This is a genomic window from Cyanobium sp. T1G-Tous (genome assembly GCF_024345455.1).
GTDB lineage: Bacteria > Cyanobacteriota > Cyanobacteriia > PCC-6307 > Cyanobiaceae > Cyanobium_A.
Window position 1 is genome coordinate 137761 of sequence record NZ_JAGQBD010000002.1, and the last position, 16214, is coordinate 153974.

At 64.9% G+C, this 16214-nt stretch carries 14 protein-coding genes and 1 tRNA gene; 8 read left to right on the forward strand and 7 right to left on the reverse strand.

The features are described 5' to 3' along the window. Window positions 1–95: 95 nt before the first annotated feature. Window positions 96–905 carry a helix-turn-helix transcriptional regulator gene (locus tag KBY75_RS02205; RefSeq protein ID WP_255022798.1) on the forward strand — a complete coding sequence of 270 codons (810 nt, stop codon included), beginning with the start codon at window positions 96–98 and terminating at the stop codon, window positions 903–905. On the opposite strand, the gene malQ is transcribed toward KBY75_RS02205, so the two are convergent. Both malQ and KBY75_RS02215 read right to left on the reverse strand, forming a co-directional pair. Continuing rightward, window positions 869–2395 (reverse strand): 4-alpha-glucanotransferase, encoded by a 1527-nt coding sequence (malQ, locus tag KBY75_RS02210; protein WP_255022799.1) that lies wholly within the window; start codon window positions 2393–2395, stop codon window positions 869–871. The genes KBY75_RS02205 and malQ overlap by 37 nt on opposite strands. Beyond that, complete coding sequence (locus KBY75_RS02215) at window positions 2392–3588, reverse strand: Coenzyme F420 hydrogenase/dehydrogenase, beta subunit C-terminal domain (RefSeq protein WP_254936034.1); 1197 nt, start codon at window positions 3586–3588, stop codon at window positions 2392–2394. Before KBY75_RS02215 ends, malQ begins: the two co-directional genes overlap by 4 nt. 91 nt (window positions 3589–3679) lie before the next feature. Between KBY75_RS02215 and KBY75_RS02220 the strand changes: the two genes are divergently transcribed. Then, window positions 3680–4663 (forward strand): LCP family protein, encoded by a 984-nt coding sequence (locus KBY75_RS02220; RefSeq protein WP_255022800.1) that lies wholly within the window; start codon window positions 3680–3682, stop codon window positions 4661–4663. Here KBY75_RS02220 and KBY75_RS02225 read toward each other — a convergent pair. After that, the gene (locus tag KBY75_RS02225; protein WP_254936032.1) at window positions 4646–5149 is read right to left on the reverse strand and encodes a hypothetical protein; all 504 of its coding nucleotides are present in this window, start codon (window positions 5147–5149) and stop codon (window positions 4646–4648) included. The two genes, KBY75_RS02220 and KBY75_RS02225, sit on opposite strands and share 18 nt — an antisense overlap. Before the next feature lie 68 nt (window positions 5150–5217). Between KBY75_RS02225 and KBY75_RS02230 the strand changes: the two genes are divergently transcribed. Both KBY75_RS02230 and KBY75_RS02235 read left to right on the forward strand, forming a co-directional pair. Next, complete coding sequence (locus tag KBY75_RS02230) at window positions 5218–6225, forward strand: ribose-phosphate pyrophosphokinase (RefSeq protein WP_254936031.1); 1008 nt, start codon at window positions 5218–5220, stop codon at window positions 6223–6225. A gap of 32 nt (window positions 6226–6257) precedes the next feature. Continuing rightward, on the forward strand, window positions 6258–7412 hold the full coding sequence (locus KBY75_RS02235) for a glycoside hydrolase family 10 protein (protein WP_396097824.1): 1155 nt from the start codon (window positions 6258–6260) through the stop codon (window positions 7410–7412). On the opposite strand, the gene pepN is transcribed toward KBY75_RS02235, so the two are convergent. From pepN to KBY75_RS02250, 3 genes are read right to left on the reverse strand one after another with little or no spacing between them, the layout of a single operon-like run. Beyond that, window positions 7413–10070, reverse strand: coding sequence for an aminopeptidase N (gene pepN / locus KBY75_RS02240; protein WP_255022801.1), 2658 nt, complete (start codon window positions 10068–10070; stop codon window positions 7413–7415). 5 nt (window positions 10071–10075) lie between these two features. Further along, on the reverse strand, window positions 10076–10531 hold the full coding sequence (locus tag KBY75_RS02245) for a cAMP phosphodiesterase (protein WP_255022802.1): 456 nt from the start codon (window positions 10529–10531) through the stop codon (window positions 10076–10078). 44 nt (window positions 10532–10575) lie between these two features. Then, window positions 10576–11136, reverse strand: a complete 561-nt coding sequence (locus KBY75_RS02250) for a hypothetical protein (RefSeq protein WP_255022803.1) — start codon at window positions 11134–11136, stop codon at window positions 10576–10578. 89 nt (window positions 11137–11225) lie between these two features. Here KBY75_RS02250 and KBY75_RS02255 point away from each other — a divergent pair, with 89 nt between their 5' ends. Then, window positions 11226–12425 carry a histidine kinase gene (locus tag KBY75_RS02255; RefSeq protein ID WP_254936027.1) on the forward strand — a complete coding sequence of 400 codons (1200 nt, stop codon included), beginning with the start codon at window positions 11226–11228 and terminating at the stop codon, window positions 12423–12425. 77 nt (window positions 12426–12502) lie between these two features. Beyond that, window positions 12503–12575 (forward strand) — tRNA-Glu (locus KBY75_RS02260). 115 nt (window positions 12576–12690) lie between these two features. On the opposite strand, the gene KBY75_RS02265 is transcribed toward KBY75_RS02260, so the two are convergent. Continuing rightward, on the reverse strand, window positions 12691–13161 hold the full coding sequence (locus KBY75_RS02265; RefSeq protein ID WP_254936223.1) for an SRPBCC family protein: 471 nt from the start codon (window positions 13159–13161) through the stop codon (window positions 12691–12693). A 240-nt stretch (window positions 13162–13401) separates the two neighbouring features. On the opposite strand from KBY75_RS02265, the gene KBY75_RS02270 reads away from it, so the two are divergent. Together KBY75_RS02270 and zwf are read left to right on the forward strand one after the other, a co-directional pair. Then, complete coding sequence (locus KBY75_RS02270) at window positions 13402–14544, forward strand: FAD-binding oxidoreductase (protein ID WP_254936026.1); 1143 nt, start codon at window positions 13402–13404, stop codon at window positions 14542–14544. A gap of 142 nt (window positions 14545–14686) precedes the next feature. Next, on the forward strand, window positions 14687–16210 hold the full coding sequence (gene zwf, locus KBY75_RS02275; RefSeq protein WP_254936025.1) for a glucose-6-phosphate dehydrogenase: 1524 nt from the start codon (window positions 14687–14689) through the stop codon (window positions 16208–16210). Window positions 16211–16214: the final 4 nt, after the last annotated feature.

Here is a 16214-nt window from a genome sequence, read left to right on the forward strand (position 1 = left end):
TGCCACCAAAGCGCCCGCGAGGCCGCCCCGGCCGCTGGTGGCGCCGTGGTAATTCAGCGGCCCCGAGTGGGCCTGCCGAGGCTCCGGCTGATCCGTTGCTGGCAGCAGGCCAGCGGCTGCGGCTGCGGCGTGAGGAACGGGGCCTAAGCCTGCGGGACCTCGCCCTGCAAACACGTATCAGCGCGGCAGTACTGGAAGCCCTAGAGCGAGGCTGGCGCGACCGCCTACCGGAAGCCACCTACCTGCGCACCATGGTGCCGCTGATCGAGCGGCACCTAGAGCTGCCACCAGGCAGCCTGGAAACGGTGCTGCCAAGCAGCGAGCAGCTCCGTTTTCAGGGCCAAAGGCGAGAGCCCCTGCTACGTCGTTTCACGCCGGGCTCAATCGATGTATTCACCACCTGGCAGGGCACGCTGCTCTACGGCCTACTAACCCTGGGCCTGATTTACGCAGTGAACCTGCAGCAGCAGCAACTGGCAGCCCGAGGGCTGCTAGCGCTACGGCCGATTTCGCCGCTACCTGCCAGGGACCAGGCCAAACCGCCGCGGCCTGATCAAGCCCTGCTGCAGCTTTATCCCGAGCTGCGCCCCCTGGAGCTGGCCGCCAGGGGCCAGGGGGTTGGGCAACTGCGGCGGGCAAAGCCAAGCCAAATTCCAGCGGCCGGAGTGCTGGAGCTGCAATTAAGCCAGCCCAGCCAGCTGACGCTGGAGAGCGCCAGCGGAGTTCGCACCAACCTGCGTAACAGCGGCGGCAGCCTCAGCCTGCCCCTCAGTGGCGGCTTCCGCCTCAGCCTCAACCCTCCACCCAGCGCCGGCGATCAAGTGAGCTGGAACGGCTCGCCCCTGCAGCCAGTCAAGGGCCAGCCCGGTCAGTTCAGCTCACCAGCAGAGGCCGCCCGGCCGTAGCGCGCCGCCATGGCGCCATAGCCCTGCAGGGCCCCGTCCAGACTGGCCACCGGCTGCTGTAGGCGCCAAGTCCAGTTGCCCGAACTGGTGCCTGGAGTATTGAAGCGGGCCCGGTCATCGAGCTCCAGCAGATCCTGCAAGGGGGCCACGGCTAGGTCGGCAGAGCTCGCCAAGGCCAGCTCCAGCAACTGCCAGGCCGGCGCCGTGATCGGTGCACCCACCGCCTCGGCCACCCGCTGACGGGCGTCGTCACCGAGGCTCTGCCACCAGCCAACGCTGGTGGCGTTGTCGTGGGTGCCGGTGTACACCACCCAGCGGCGACCGCGGATGTTGGCTGGTAAGTAGGGGTTGTTGGAATCGCCATCAAAGGCGAATTGCAAGATCTTCATACCCGGCAAACCGAAGCCATCACGCAGGGCCTCCACCTCCGGAGTGATCACGCCTAAGTCTTCAGCGATCAGCGGCAGGTGCCTGCCACGGCGCAACCAGAGCAAGGCCAGAAGCGGCCAGCCTGGAAACCAGCGCCAGCGGCCATTCTCGGCGGTGGGGGCATCACCCGGCACGCTCCAGAAGGCCTGCAGGGCTCGGAAGTGATCGAGCCGCAGCTGGTCGAACAATTCAAATTGGCGCTGCAGGCGGGCCAGCCACCAGCTAAAACCGCTGAGCAGGTGCCTGGGCCAGCGGTAAGCAGGAGTGCCCCAGAGCTGGCCGGTGGCCGAGAAGTAATCGGGCGGCACTCCGCTCTGGGCCGTGAGCGAGCCATCGGGGCGCAGGGAAAACAAGGAGCGGTGGGCCCAGACGTCGGCGCTGTCGTGGGCCACATAAAACGGCAGGTCGCCCAGCAGCTGCACGCCGGCCTGGCTGGCCTGGCGGCGCAGCTGCTGCCACTGGCGCTGCAGCTGCCATTGCAGCAACTGCTCCTGCAGCAGCCAGTCGGCATGATCGGCGGCAATTCGCGCCAGGGCGCGCCGCTGACGCTGGGCCAGAGGCGCCGGCCACTGCCACCAGGGCTGGCCGCCCTGGAGCCGGCGAATCACCATGAATAGGGCGTGGTCTGGCAGCCAACGCCGTTGGCTGCGCCGCCAGCGTGCAAAAGCCCGTTGCTGCTCCGCGGGCTGGGCACCCCAGCGGCGGACCAAAGCCTCTCCCAAAGCCGTACTACGGACCGCAACCACAGACAAATCCATCGGCCCAGCCGTCAGCGCAGCTCCAGGTAGGGCCTCCAGGTCCTCTGGCTGCAAAAAGCCCTCCTGCCGCAACCGCTCGCCATCCAGCAGCCAGGGGTTGAGGGCCGAGCCGCTAGGGGAGCTGTAGGGCGAACCGGTGCCGTCGGGGGGAGCAAGGGGCAGCAGTTGCCAAACGCCAATGCGATGGCGACCGAGGAGGTCAAGCCAATCGTGAGCAGCCTGGCCAAAGCTGCCGCAACCACCCTTACCGGGCAGGGAGGTGGGGTGCAGCAGCACCCCGGCATGGCGGTGGGCCTGATTCACGAGGCCGGCAGCCGATATCGGCTAATGATGGCCTTGGCAAACGCCGGAATGTGGGCTTCGAGCTTTTCTGGGTGGTTACGCCGCAACCAGAGGGCGTTGCGGGTGAAGTGGGAGTCGATCGAAAAGCGGCCATATTCCAGGCCCTTCGGCCCGAGCCGCTGCACCACCAAACCGATCAGGTTGGCCAACCACATGGGCAGCTTCAGGGCCTTGTCGTAGGCCTCGATTCCCTGCTGCACCGCCGCAAAACGCTCACCACTGGAGGTAACTGGTGCCACGTCGAGCTCCTCCTCCACCAGATCCAGCAACAACTGGCCCCTGGGGTTGCGCACCGTGAGCCATTGGCGGCCGAAGGTCGCGCCCATGTAGCCCACCACCAGATCGGCGCCGGCGTTGGTGTAGTCGAAACAACTCAAACAACTGGGAGCAAATACATCCTTGAGCTTGGGTGTATCCAAACCAAAGAAAGGCACCGTTTCCTCGCGGCCGTCGCTGTGGCGGAAGTGGATGCGGAAGTCCTGCATGAACTCGTAGTGCACCACCGTCTCTGGCGAGCTGACGGTGCTGTCGAGGAAGGTCTGCAGGCCCGCTCGACTGACGTTGTCAACGCAGGGCAAGCCCAGCACGTAGAGCTCGTCGAGGGGCAGGGTGGGTTGCACCGCCCGCAGGGCCTGGATCTGGCAGCCCACACCGATCGCCAGCAGCTTGCGGATGCCGCTGCCGGGCAGCTGCTCCAGCACCTCCAGATTTGGGGACAGGGTGGGCTTATTCACCCGGGCACTGAGCACCTCCTCCGGGGTGCGGGCGAGGCGGGGCACGGGCGTGAAGCGATCCTCCTCGCTTTGGCCAACGCAAAGCACCGCGTCGACAAGGCCAGTTTCCAGGGCCCGCACACCGATGCGGCTGACGATCCCCGTCCACTGGGCCCCTTCGATCGGTTGCTGGAGCCGGGCGGTGAGCATGCGCTGCTGCACCCCGAAATAAAGCTCCTCCTCGTTGTCGAGGTCGCGGCTACGGCCATGGGCCGCAGCCTCCATAGCCTCAAAGCGCTGCTCCAGAAAGGCGCAGCTGTTTTTCACGTAAGCAACCCAGCGGCTGTCACACAGACCGCACTGGCTGCATAAATCTTTGGCGGGATAGACGCTGCCCTTGGCCAGGGGCCGGGCGCGCTCATGGGGAGCAGTTGCAGCCATCAGCGGATTTCCCCATCGCATCTGCGCCGCCACAACCTATCGGGTGCAAGGCGTAGAGGCTTGGGCCAAAGTGGTTTGCCGACAAGCCCCCATGGCCCGACGTTCCGCCCCAAGCCAGCCCCGCCGGGGACCCACCCTGTTGCGGCTGGGTGCGTTAGCCGTGGGCATGGCCATGGGCGCTGGTCTGATCGGTGTGCTCTGGCCCATAGGCGACCGTGCCACAGAACCGCTGCAGCAGCTGACGCCTGCCGACTTAGCCAAGCCCCCCAGCCGCAGCATCACCCTGCTGGTGATCGGCCTGGACAGCGAGCGTCCCGGCGATCCGCTCAACAAGGCCGCTCCCCGGGGGGCAGCCAACGCCGATGCCCTGCTGCTGGTGCGGGTTAATCCCCAGGGGCCCCTGCAGGTGCTCAGCCTGCCGCCCAACCTGGCCGTGCAACTGCCGGGCCAGAAACGCCCCCAGAGTCTCGGCAGCCTGTATCGCATCGGCGGCGTAGCCCTCACCGCTGATGCGGTGAGCAACCTGGTGGGCCTCGACTCGGGCCAGCCAGCGCGCTTTTTGGTGCTGGGCCGCTCCAACCTGCGCAGCCTGGTGGATGGCCTGGGCAGCATCGCCGCCAATCCCACCCTGGCTCTTCGCTACAACGACAAGAGCCAGCGCTTCAGCATCAACCTTCAGGGCGGACTGCAACGGCTCAAGGGCAACCAGGTGGAGCAACTGGTGCGCTACCGCGATCCAGACCGGCCTGAGGAGAGTCGCCAGGACAACCAGCAGCTGGTGGTTCGCAGCCTGCTGCGGGAGCTGGCCCTGCCGGAGCAGCTGGGCCAACTTGCCAATTTGCTCAAATCACTCAACAACCAGGGGGTTGTCACCAACTTGAGCCAGCCAGAAACCCTGAGCCTGCTGGCGGCTGGCCTAGATCAGGCCGAGAGCGTGCAATTCACCAGCCTGCCCCTTGCCCCGGCACCCGAACCCAACAGCAGCCGAGGGGGAAAACTGAGCCTGCGCGAGATCAGCAGCAGCGCCCCTGAGCCCCTCTGGCCGGTAGCGGCTAGCTCAACGGCTGAGCAATAGCTCCAAGCGCAGGGCCAAAGCAGGGGCCAGGTCAAAAGGCTCCTCCAGGGTTCCCAACCAGGGCAGGCCATCGCCGCGGCGCAGGTCTGGCTGCCAGGGGCCACCGGCCTGCACCAACCCGGCCAAGGGCACTTGCCACTGGGTCAGCAGGGCAGCCATCGCCGCCGGCAGGCCCGTCTGCAGCTGCTCGGCCGCCAGCAGCAGCAGCACCGGCTGGCGCCAGGCCCCTAGGGCCTCGGCCCAGTGGCCGAATCCCTGCAACACCAGGCCGGGATCAAGCGGCAAGGGCACCAGGCCTGGTCCCTGCTCAGCCAAGGAGGCCAGCGATTGGGGCGGCTGCTCAATTGCGAGCGGTTTGCCCCAGGGCAGGCCCAGGGCCAAGGCCAGCGATGGCCCCGCTTCTGCTTGCAGCGCCGCCACCGCAGCCGCTGCACCAGCTCCCACCAGCACCAACGGGCGTTGCCGACCAGGCAGGGAAAGAGTCATGGATTTTTGTACTAGGTGGGCGGGCTCGCTTCTACCATCAGGTTTCAGCCGACGCGTTAGCGCCCGCCGTGACCAGTTTTCTGACCGCTGATCGCGTGGCACCCCAGGGCAGCGCGAGCCAGCCGAATCACGACACCCGGCGTCTGCGGCTGTTCAGTGGCACCTCCAACCAAGCCCTGGCTCAGGAAATTGGCACCTATCTGGGCGTGCCAGATGGGCCGCGGGTGATCAAACGCTTCGCAGACGGCGAGCTTTACATCCAGATTCAGGAGTCGATCCGCGGCTGCGATGTCTTCCTGATCCAGCCCACCTGCGCCCCGGTGAACGATCACCTGATGGAGCTGCTGATCATGGTGGATGCCTGCAAGCGGGCCTCGGCCCGGCAGATCACCGCGGTGATCCCTTACTACGGATACGCCCGCGCCGACCGCAAGACCGCCGGACGGGAATCGATCACCGCCAAACTCGTTGCCAACCTGCTGGCTAAATCAGGGGTGGATCGGGTGCTGGCAATGGACCTGCACTCCGCCCAGATCCAGGGCTATTTCGACATCCCCTGCGACCACATCTATGGCTCGCCGGTGCTGGTCGACTATCTGCGCACCCGCGACCTTGGTGAAGTGGTGGTGGTGTCCCCGGACGTGGGAGGTGTGGCGCGGGCCCGGGCCTTCGCCAAGCAGATGAATGACGCACCCCTAGCGATCATCGACAAGCGTCGCTCCGGTCACAACGTGGCCGAAAGCCTCACCGTGATTGGCGATGTGGTGGGCAAGACCGCAATCCTGATCGACGACATGATCGACACCGGCGGCACGATCTGTGCCGGTGCCCGGCTGCTGCGGCAGCGGGGGGCAACCCGGGTGCTGGCCTGCGCCAGCCACGCGGTGTTTTCCCCGCCGGCAATCGAGCGGATGTCGGAGCCTGGGTTGTTCGAGGAGGTGCTTGTCACCAACAGCATTCCCCGCCGCGATGACGACCGCTTCCCCCAGCTTCAGGTGCTCTCGGTGGCCAAGATGCTCGGCGAAGCGATCTGGCGCATCCACGAGGAGAGCTCAGTGAGCTCGATGTTCCGCTGAAACCAGTTCCGCTGAGGGCATATCCGCTGAAGTTGCGTCGTTTTGCCCGCTTAAAAGCCTTTTTGCCTGCTGCGGCGAGCATTTTGCTCACCCTGCCTTGGGCTGCCACCGCTCCGCTGCTGGCCCAAGCGCAACCAGCTCCACCCCGGCGCATCGGCGTGTGGCTCACCAATAGCCCCAGCCCGCTCTATTACGACCCCGCCCGCATCGATCGGGCGGTGCAGGAGCTGGCAGAAGCGGGCTTCAACACCCTCTATCCCAACGTGTGGAGCAGGGGAACCACCTTCCACCGCTCCCTCCATGCGCCGATGGAGCCGGCCCTAGCGAAAGCCAATCCCAACCTCGATCCGATCTGCCGCTTCACCAAGGCCGCCCATCGCCGCGGCCTGCAGGTGATCCCCTGGTTTGAGTACGGCCTGATGGAGCCGGCCGACGCAGCCGTGGTGCGCCAAAACCCCGACTGGGTGCTGCAGCGCCGTGATGGCAGCAGTGAGATGGTCATGCACGGCAAGCCAATGGTGTGGCTCAACCCGGCCCACCCGGGGGTGCGGCAGCGCTTTCTTGGCCTGATCGGCGAGATAGTGCAGCGCTGCAGCGTCGATGGCATCCAGCTCGACGACCACTTCGCCTGGCCCGTGGAGCTCGGCTACGACCCCACCAGTCGCGAATTATTCCGGGCGGCCACGGGCCGGGAGCCGCCAGACGACCACACGGATCGGGCCTGGATGCGCTGGCGGCGTCAGCAGCTCACCGCCCTGCTGCGGGAGCTGCGGGGCCAGCTCAAGCCCTCTGGCACGGTGATCAGCCTCTCGCCAGGCCCCTTCCGCTTTGCTTACAACCACTGGCTGCAGGACTGGGAGCTTTGGTCCTTGGGCGAGCTGATCGACGACCTTGTAGTGCAGAACTACGCCCACTCGGTGAAGGGCTTCGAAAAGGACCTCAACCAACCGGCTCTGGTGAAGGCGCGCAGCTGGGGCATGCCTGTGGAGATCGGCATCCTGGCGGGCTTTGGTGGCCGCACCCCCACCATGGCGACCCTGGGCCAGAAAGCCCAGCTGTCGCTGCAGCGGGGCCATGGCGTGATCTATTTCTACTGGGAGGGCCTTTGGGGTTTGCACGCCGGGCCTGAGGGGGCTGCCTACCGCCAAGCTGCCTTCCGCCAGCTACACCAGAGCTACCGGCGCTGATTAATCAGCGCCGAGGCACTGGCTCACCACCTCGCCGGTATTGGGCGAAAGCGGTGCTGCAGCGAGCTGCTCGAGGGCTGCGCGCATCGCGGCTGAACGGGCTGGTCCGTAGCTCTGCCAGCGGCTAAACACCTTGGCCAGTCGAGAGGCCGTGATCGGGTTGCGCTGGTCGAGATCGGCGATGCGAGCTGCCATGAAGCGATAGCCGGAGCCATCGGCCGCATGGAACACCGCCGTATTACCAGCGAGCCCCCCGAGCACGGCCCGCACCGAATTGGGCGCGGCGGGATCAAAGCGGGGGTGTTCCAGCAGGCGAGCCACCCGCTCCAGGCCATCGGCAAAGGGCGCAGAAGCTTCAAGGGCAAACCAGGCATCAAGGATCACCGGCTTGTGCTGCCAGCGTTGGTAAAAAGCCTCCACCGCCTGCTGGCGCTCAGCGATCGGATGGCACTGCAGGGCCCTGAGGCCAGCGCGAGCCAGGGTCATCGAGGGGCCTTGCACCGCCGCCGCTGCAGCCTCCGCAACCTGCGCATCACCGGCGGCCACCCGCCAGCTCCACACGGTGCCCGTAAGGAGGCGATCGCCATTACCAGCGGGCCAGGCCAGGCTCCACTGGGGCGTGCAGCGCTCCAGAGCAGCGGTCAGGGGCACGGCCAAGGCCGCACCAAAACGCTGCTGCAGGGCAAGCAGCGCCGCAAATAGGGCCGGTGGATCGGGCTCAGCGCCAATGGCAACGGCGGCATCTTCGAGCTCGGGCAAACCTGGCAAGGCCAGCAACACGCTGCGGCTGGCCTCAGATAGGGAGGGATCGGCCAGGATCCGGCCGAAGGCATCGATCAGCTCCTCTTCCAGCAGGCCATCGGCGCTGCCTGCGGCGCGGGCCAGCACGGCTTGGCGCAGCAGCACCTGGCCCGCATCCCAGCGGGCAAAAGGATCGCTATCGGCAGCCAGCAGGTGCACAAGCTCGGCGGTGGGCCGGCCCATTTCCAGGATCACCGGCGCTGAAAAATGGCGCAGCAAGGAAAGGGCCGGTGGATGGTGCTGCTGGGGCAACCCCACCAAACGCAAGGCTTGCTGGGGCTGGTCGATCACCAGCAGGCGGGTGCCATCGCCGGCTAGTCGGGCTGGGGCTGGTTCCCCCTCAAGCCGCACGGGCAGGGATTCGCCGCCCTGACCCAGCAGCCCCAGGGCGAGGGGAATCACCAGCGGCTGCTTTTCGCTCTGGCCGGGTGTGGCTGGGGTGTGTTGTTGCACCTGCAGCTCCAGCACACCCGCTTCGCCATCCCAGTGGCGCTGGATGTGCAGCCGCGGCGTGCCGGCCTGGTGATACCAACGGCGAAATTGGGCGAAATCAAAGGGCGGCGGCACGGGCGCGGCATCCTGCATCGCCTGCACGAAGTCTTCGCAGGTAGCGGCGGTGCCGTCGTGGCGGCTCACGTAGAGCGCCATCCCCCGCATGAACGCCTCCTCACCCAGCAGGGTATGCAACATACGAATAAGTTCCGATCCCTTTTCATAGATCGTGGTGGTGTAGAAGTTGTCGATCGCCTGATAAGCATCAGGCTGCACGGGATGGGCAGTGGGGCCGGCATCTTCACGAAACTGGCTATTACGCAACATCGAAACATTTTCGATGCGATTCAATGCTGCACCGTGCATATCTTCCGTGAAGCTCTGGTCGCGAAACACGGTTAGCCCTTCTTTGAGCGACAGCTGAAACCAGTCGCGACAGGTGATGCGATTGCCTGTCCAGTTATGGAAATACTCGTGGGCAATCACGCTCTCGATCCGCTCAAGCTCGCCATCGGTAGCGGTTTCGGCGTCGGCTAGCACCAGCTTGGAATTAAAGATATTGAGGCTTTTATTCTCCATCGCGCCCATATTGAAGTGGCGCACCGCCACGATGTTGAACTCATCGAGGTCGTATTCGAGGCCGTAGCGCTGCTCATCCCAGGCCATCGAGCGTTTCAGCGACGCCATGGCGTGGGCGGTGTAAGGCGCATCGCCTGGTTCCACGTGGATGTGCAGGGCCACGGCACGGCCCCTGGCGGTGGTGAAGCTGTCTTTCACCTCTTCAAGCTGGCCCGCCACCAGGGCAAACAAATAGGAGGGTTTGGGGAAAGGGTCGTCCCAAACAGCGAAGTGGCGGCCGTCGTCGAGGTCGCCGGTTTCGATGCAGTTGCCGTTGGAGAGCAGCACCGGACAGCTAGCCCGATCGGCCTCGATCCGCACCTGAAAGCGACTGAGCAGATCGGGGCGGTCGGGGTGAAAGGTGATACGCCGAAATCCCTCGGCTTCGCACTGGGTCGTGAACAGCCCGCCACTGGCGTAGAGGCCTTCAAGGGTGCTGTTGGTTTCCGGGTGGATGCGCACCCGGCTCTGCAGCTGAAACCCCCCAGCGGGAGGCTGGGTGATCACCAGCTGGTCGTCGCTGAGCTCAAAGGCCTCAGCCGGCAGGAGCTCGCCATCGAGACGCAATTCCAGCAGCTCCAAGTCGACGCCCTGGAGCACCAACGGTCCCGGCTGGGCCAGCGGATTGGGCAAGAAGGCCAGCCGGGCCAGCACCTCGGTGTGGCCGGAGTGGAGCTGCACCGTTAGATCGGTGCGCTCAAGCAGATACGGCGCCGGACGGTAATCGGCGAGGCGCACGAGCGGCATGGGAATTACTTGGGGGTAGCGGGCTTGGGAGTAACGGCCTTAGGAGTAGCGGCCTTAGGGGTGGCGGGCTTCACTGCTGGCTTGGCATCTGGCGACTGCTTGATGGCGTCTTGCACCTTGGCCATCACATCTGCAGGCACCTCCTTGGGGCAGATCTCAGCGGCACCGAGGACAGCCGAGTTGATCGATCCCTTGCGCAGGTCGTCGATGCTGAGCGGCTTAGCTCCCACCTGGCTGATTACACCATCGTGCTGGCCCTGAATCAGCTGGGCGACGGTTTCGCCAGCAATGCCCACCGCTTTATCGAAGGGAACCCCTGCCCCCCTGGCAATGCATACGTTTACGGCTGCAATCCGGGTGTACAGGTTCATTTCCGCCTCAGTGGCTGGAGCGGCCAGGGCCGCTGCGGGCACCAGCAGCAGGGGAAGCACCAGCAGGGGAGCCAGAAAACTACGGGGCATCAGGAACACCGGAAAAGAAAATTTAATGACTGCATGCTGCTGCATCAGGACGGGGCGTCAGGCGGGATGGGCGCCCCCGCTTCTTCAACCCGGATCTCGTGGTGGGTTTCGGCCACATCCAGGGCGCCGTTCTTCCAGGAGTAGATCGAACGGGAGCGGTAGCGGTCCTGGTCGACCAGGCGAATGTGCTCAAGAATGTGCCACTCCTGGTAGCTGGATTCAAAAATCAGCTCATGCTCATCCACCTGGCGGATCTGGCTTTTGGTGGGAGTGCCGCTCAGGTAGCCACAGCTGCGGCTGAGCTGGTGGCCGCATAAATTGGCCTCCATGGTGCCAGTGGGCACGTAGCGGGGCTTTTTGTCGAAGAATTCGAATTCCTGCTCGGGCCACCAGGTGAAGCGATAGGCAGCATCACCCTCCACCGGCTCGCTGAATATTTCCACCCGCAGCATCATGTCGACCCGCAGCGACTCGCCATCCTCAAAGAAGTAGAGCCTGCGCGAGCGCCACAGGCCAAGAGTGCGGGCAAACCAGCGCCGCAAATTGCTGTCGAGCTGAATCCTGGGGCGCGGCGCCACTGGACTGGAGTTTGGAGACATGCTCATGACATCCCGGCCCTAGGGCGCACGGCATTGATTGCTTTAGTCATAGCGAAATTGAGCTGGTGTGGCCAAATCCCCATAGGGTTAGCTTCGTGAGCGCCGAACACCCCACCACGGCCGCCCAGGTCGCCAACGACGGAGCGACCGAACGCCCCGAACTGAAGCTGCTGCTGGTCGCCACCAGCTACCACCTGGCCAGCCAGGACCTGCGCAACCTGATCCAGTTCCTCAAAAGCGAGGAGTGCGCCTTCAAGGTGAGCCTGGAGATCGCCGATCCGGCCCACCAACCCCAGCTGCTGGAGCTGCACCGGCTGGTGGCCACCCCAGCCCTGGTGAAGCTCGACCCCCTGCCCAAGCAGGTGATCGCCGGCAATGCGATCACCCAGAAGCTGCGCAGCTGGCTGCCGCGCTGGCAGCAGATGGAGGTGGTTACGAGCCTGGGCATGAGCCTGCGGCCCGCTGAAATTGATGGCAGCCGCACCAAGCGCGAGCTGCAGCTCGAAGACCAGCTGCTGGTGCTGCGCCAGGAAAACGAAACCCTGATCGAGCGCCTTGGGGTGCAGGAACGCCTGCTGCGCATGGTGGCCCACGAGCTGCGCACGCCGCTGACGGCTGCCAAGCTCGCCCTCCAGAGCCACACCCTCGGCCAGATCGACGAGAGCCGCTTCCGGGACGTACTCACCCGCCGCCTCGACGACATCCAGGAACTCTCCAAGGACCTGCTGGAGGTGGGCACAACACGCTGGGAGGCCCTGTTCAACCCGCAGCGCCTGGCGCTGGGCAAGGTGGCCGCCGAGGCGATCCTGGAGCTGGAAAAACTCTGGATCGGCCGCGACCTGGAGCTGATCACCGACATCCCGGCCGACCTGCCAGATGTGTTCGCCGACCAGCGCCGCATGCGCCAGGTATTGCTGAACCTGCTGGAAAACGCCCTGAAGTTCACCCCGGACCGGGGCCAGGTGCACCTGACCCTGCTGCACCGCACCGACCAGTGGGTGCAGGTGAGCGTTTGCGACACCGGGCCGGGTATCCCCAAAGCGGAGCAGCAACGGATTTTTCTGGATCGGGTGCGCCTGCCCCAAACCTCCGGCACCACCTCTGGCTACGGCGTGGGCCTATCGGTGTGCCGCCGCATCGCCGAGGTGCACGGGGGGCGCATCTGGGTGGTGTCGGAGCCCGGCGAGGGTGCTTGCTTCCACGTCAGCGTGCCGGTCTGGAGCGGCCAGGTCCAACCCGCACTGACGCCAAGGGGCCCTGATCGTCGCGTCGCCCCCACTGATAACAGGCCCTGAAGCGCTGCTCGCCTTGACGAAGGGTCCCCCTGCCCCGTAGCTTCCAATACATCAACGCCTTACAGCGTTGTGGCCTCGCCCCCATCGTCTAGAGGCCTAGGACACCTCCCTTTCACGGAGGCGACAGGGGTTCGAATCCCCTTGGGGGTATACATAAATCCAACTCCTTTAATGCCCAATGGGCAAAAAAGAAGGGTTTGTTATTTCAACTCCTACTAAACAGGACTTCAACTCCTGCTGAATCGGGAATTCAACTCCTGTTAATTCAGGATTGGGCAGCGCGGCGTTCGGCCTCTCGCTGCACTCCCCGCAGGTTGTTGGCCAGGTCTTCGCGCAGACGCTGCTCAATTAAGCCAATCGGCATGCCGGGCCGGCCCTGCACCGTGAGCTCGTAGAGCAGATGGGTGGTTTCACCAGTGCGGCCGATCTGCCAACAGCCTTCAAAGCGGCGGAAATCTCCGCGGCACATGCAAAAGCGCAGCTCGCCTGCCTCGAGATCCTCCTCAAGCTCCAGCTCCACCTTGGCGCTGAAACGCAGCCCGCAGAACTGCTGGGTGCCCACCTGCTCCAAACCCACCCGATTGCCGCGGCGCCACAGCTGGCGGGAGGAAGCCAGGTTGGGAATAAAGCTGTTGAGATTGGCGTAATCGGTAAGCACGGACCAGATCCAGCGGGGATCAAGCGGTAGGCGCAACTGCACTGCCAGGCGCCTAGTGCCCTGGGGAAGCCGCTCCATCTCCTGCTGGATGGTGTCGAGGCTGCAAACGGAGGTTTGGGCGGAATTGATCACATCCGCAGGCCCCTTCGACAGCAAAACTGGCTCAGCCAGCTGGCCGGGCAGACCTGATTGGGCAAGAAGCTGCGCCAAGGACGCACGGCGTAAGTGTGCTGGGGCACAAACCTAGCGGTGTCTGCCGGGAATTCGCTGCGGTCGTGTTCCCTATGATCAGCGCGCTTTTGAGGGGACTGAGTCTGTATGCGTGTTTCCACCGGTCGCGCCACCCAGTCCGACAACCGGATGTTCACCGTCGTGGTGGAAGCCTTCGGGGTGGGACGCCAGCGTCAGGCTGAGCGCCGCTTCACCGTTCCATTCGGCCAACTCCAGGGCCTGATGCAATCAATCGCTCAGAAAGGCGGTCGCATCAGCGCCGTTCTCACAGACGCTGGCGCCAGCCCAGCACCCGCCCCCAAAGCAAACGCCGCTCCTTCGAAACCCGCTGCCGTGTCCCACGCCGACGTTCCCGTCAACCTTTACAAGCCGAAGGATCCGTTCGTCGGCACGGTGACCGACAACTACAGCCTGCTGGCGGAAGGGGCGATCGGCCGGGTGAATCACATCACCTTCGACCTCTCCGGTGGTGACCCCCAGCTGCACTACGTCGAAGGCCAGAGCATCGGCATCATCCCCGACGGCACCGATGCCAACGGCAAGCCCAACAAGCTGCGCCTCTACTCAATCGCCAGCACCCGCCACGGCGACAACCTGGAGGGCAACACGGTGTCTCTGTGCGTGCGCCAGCTGCAATACGAGAAGGACGGCGAGACGATCAACGGCGTCTGCTCCACCTTCCTCTGCGACATCGAACCCGGCGCCAAGGTGAAGATCACAGGCCCAGTGGGCAAGGAGATGCTGCTTCCTGAAGACGAGGAAGCCAACGTGATCATGCTGGCCACCGGCACCGGCATCGCGCCGATGCGCACCTACCTGCGCCGCATGTTTGAGCCCTCCGAGCGGGAGAAAAACGGCTGGCATTTCCGCGGTAAGGCCTGGCTGTTGATGGGCGTGCCCACCACCCCCAACCTCCTTTACGACGACGACTTCAACCGCTACGCCAGCGAGTTTCCCGAAAACTTCCGCTACACCAAGGCGATCAGCCGCGAGCAGCAAAACGCCAACGGCGGCCGCATGTACATCCAAGACCGCGTCAGCGAGAACGCCGAAGAGATCTTCTCCTGGATCGAAAATCCCAAGACCCACGTCTACATGTGCGGTCTGCGGGGCATGGAGCCCGGCATCGACGAGGCGATGACCGCCGCCGCCACCGCCAAGGGTTTGAACTGGGCCGAGTTGCGTCCCCAGCTCAAAAAAGCCGACCGCTGGCACGTCGAAACCTATTGAATTCGAGCCAAATTTGCTTCTTCTGCCCGCCCCCAAGGCGGGCTTTTTTTTGGCGAATCCCACACAGAAACCATCACAAAGTGGGCCAAGCGGTGGGCGACGGCTCCAGGCCCGTTAAACCATGGGCACCAGACAGGCATTCATGGGCGCTGTGCTCACCAATCCACTGCGGGTAGGACTCCGCCAAGAGCGGGTTATCCCGCCCCAATGCCTGGTGATTTTTGGGGCCAGTGGCGACCTCACCCACCGCAAGCTGGTACCGGCGCTGTTTGAGCTGTTTCGCCAGCGCCGCCTCCCCAGTGAATTTGCGGTGCTGGGCTGCGCCCGCCGCCCCTGGAGCGATGAGGAATTCCGCGGCAAAATGGCCGAGGCCATGGCCCAAGAGGTGGCTGAGCACCGGGTGGCCTGGGAGCAATTTGCCGCCGGGCTCTTCTATGAGCCGGTGGATCTGGAGGATCCCCCTTCGGTGGTGCGGCTGGGCCAGCGGCTAGACGGCATCGACCGGCTGCGGGCCACCCGGGGCAACCGCACCTTCTACCTGTCGGTGTCGCCGAATTTTTACGGCAGTGGCTGCCGCTCCCTGGCCGCCGCCGGGCTGCTGAGCGACCCGGCTCGTAGCCGGGTGGTGATCGAGAAGCCCTTCGGCCGCGACTACGGCAGCGCCCAGGAACTCAACCGGGTGGTTCAGACCAGCGCCCAGGAAAGTCAGATCTTCCGGATCGACCACTACCTGGGAAAGGAGACGGTTCAGAACATCCTGGTGCTGCGCTTCGCCAACACGATCTTCGAGCCGATCTGGAACCGCAACTACATCTCCAGCGTGCAGATCACGGCGGCCGAAACCGTGGGAGTGGAGGAGCGGGCCGGCTACTACGAAAGCTCGGGCGCCCTGCGCGACATGGTGCAGAACCACCTCACCCAGATGCTGGCCCTCACGACGATGGAGGCACCGGGACGCTTCGATCCCGAGTCGATGCGCAACGAGAAGGCCAAGGTGCTGCAGGCAGCCCGCCTAGCCAATGAAGACGAGCCCTGGAAGTGCTGTGTGCGGGGCCAATACGGGCCGGGGGGATCCAGCACCCGACCAATCGCCGGCTACCGCCATGAGCCGGGGGTGAACCCGGAAAGCACCACGGAGACCTACGTGGCGATGAAGCTGTTCATCAACAACTGGCGCTGGCAGGGCGTGCCCTTCTACCTGCGCACCGGCAAGCGCCTACCCAAGCGGCTCTCCGAGGTGGTGCTCACCTTCCGGGAGGCCCCGGTGCACCTGTTCGATGCCGCTGGCGGAGCCCCCACCCCCAACCAGCTGATCCTGCGCATCCAGCCCGATGAAGGCGCTGAATTTAAATTTGAGGTGAAGGCCCCCGGCTCCGGCATGCGCAGCCGGCCGGTGGACATGGCCTTCTCCTACGACGACAGCTTCGGCGAACCCAGCGACGAGGGCTACGTGCGCCTGCTAGCTGACGCCATGCTGGGCGACCCCACCCTCTACACCCGCAGTGACGAGGTGGAGGCCGCCTGGCGTCTCTACACACCGCTGCTGGAACTGATCGAGGACGCCCCCTCCCAGCTGCCCGTATACCCCTACGAGGCCCGCACCTGGGGTCCTGCCGCCGCCGACAACCTGCTGGCCGAAGACGGCCTGGCCTGGCGTCGCCCCTGATTTC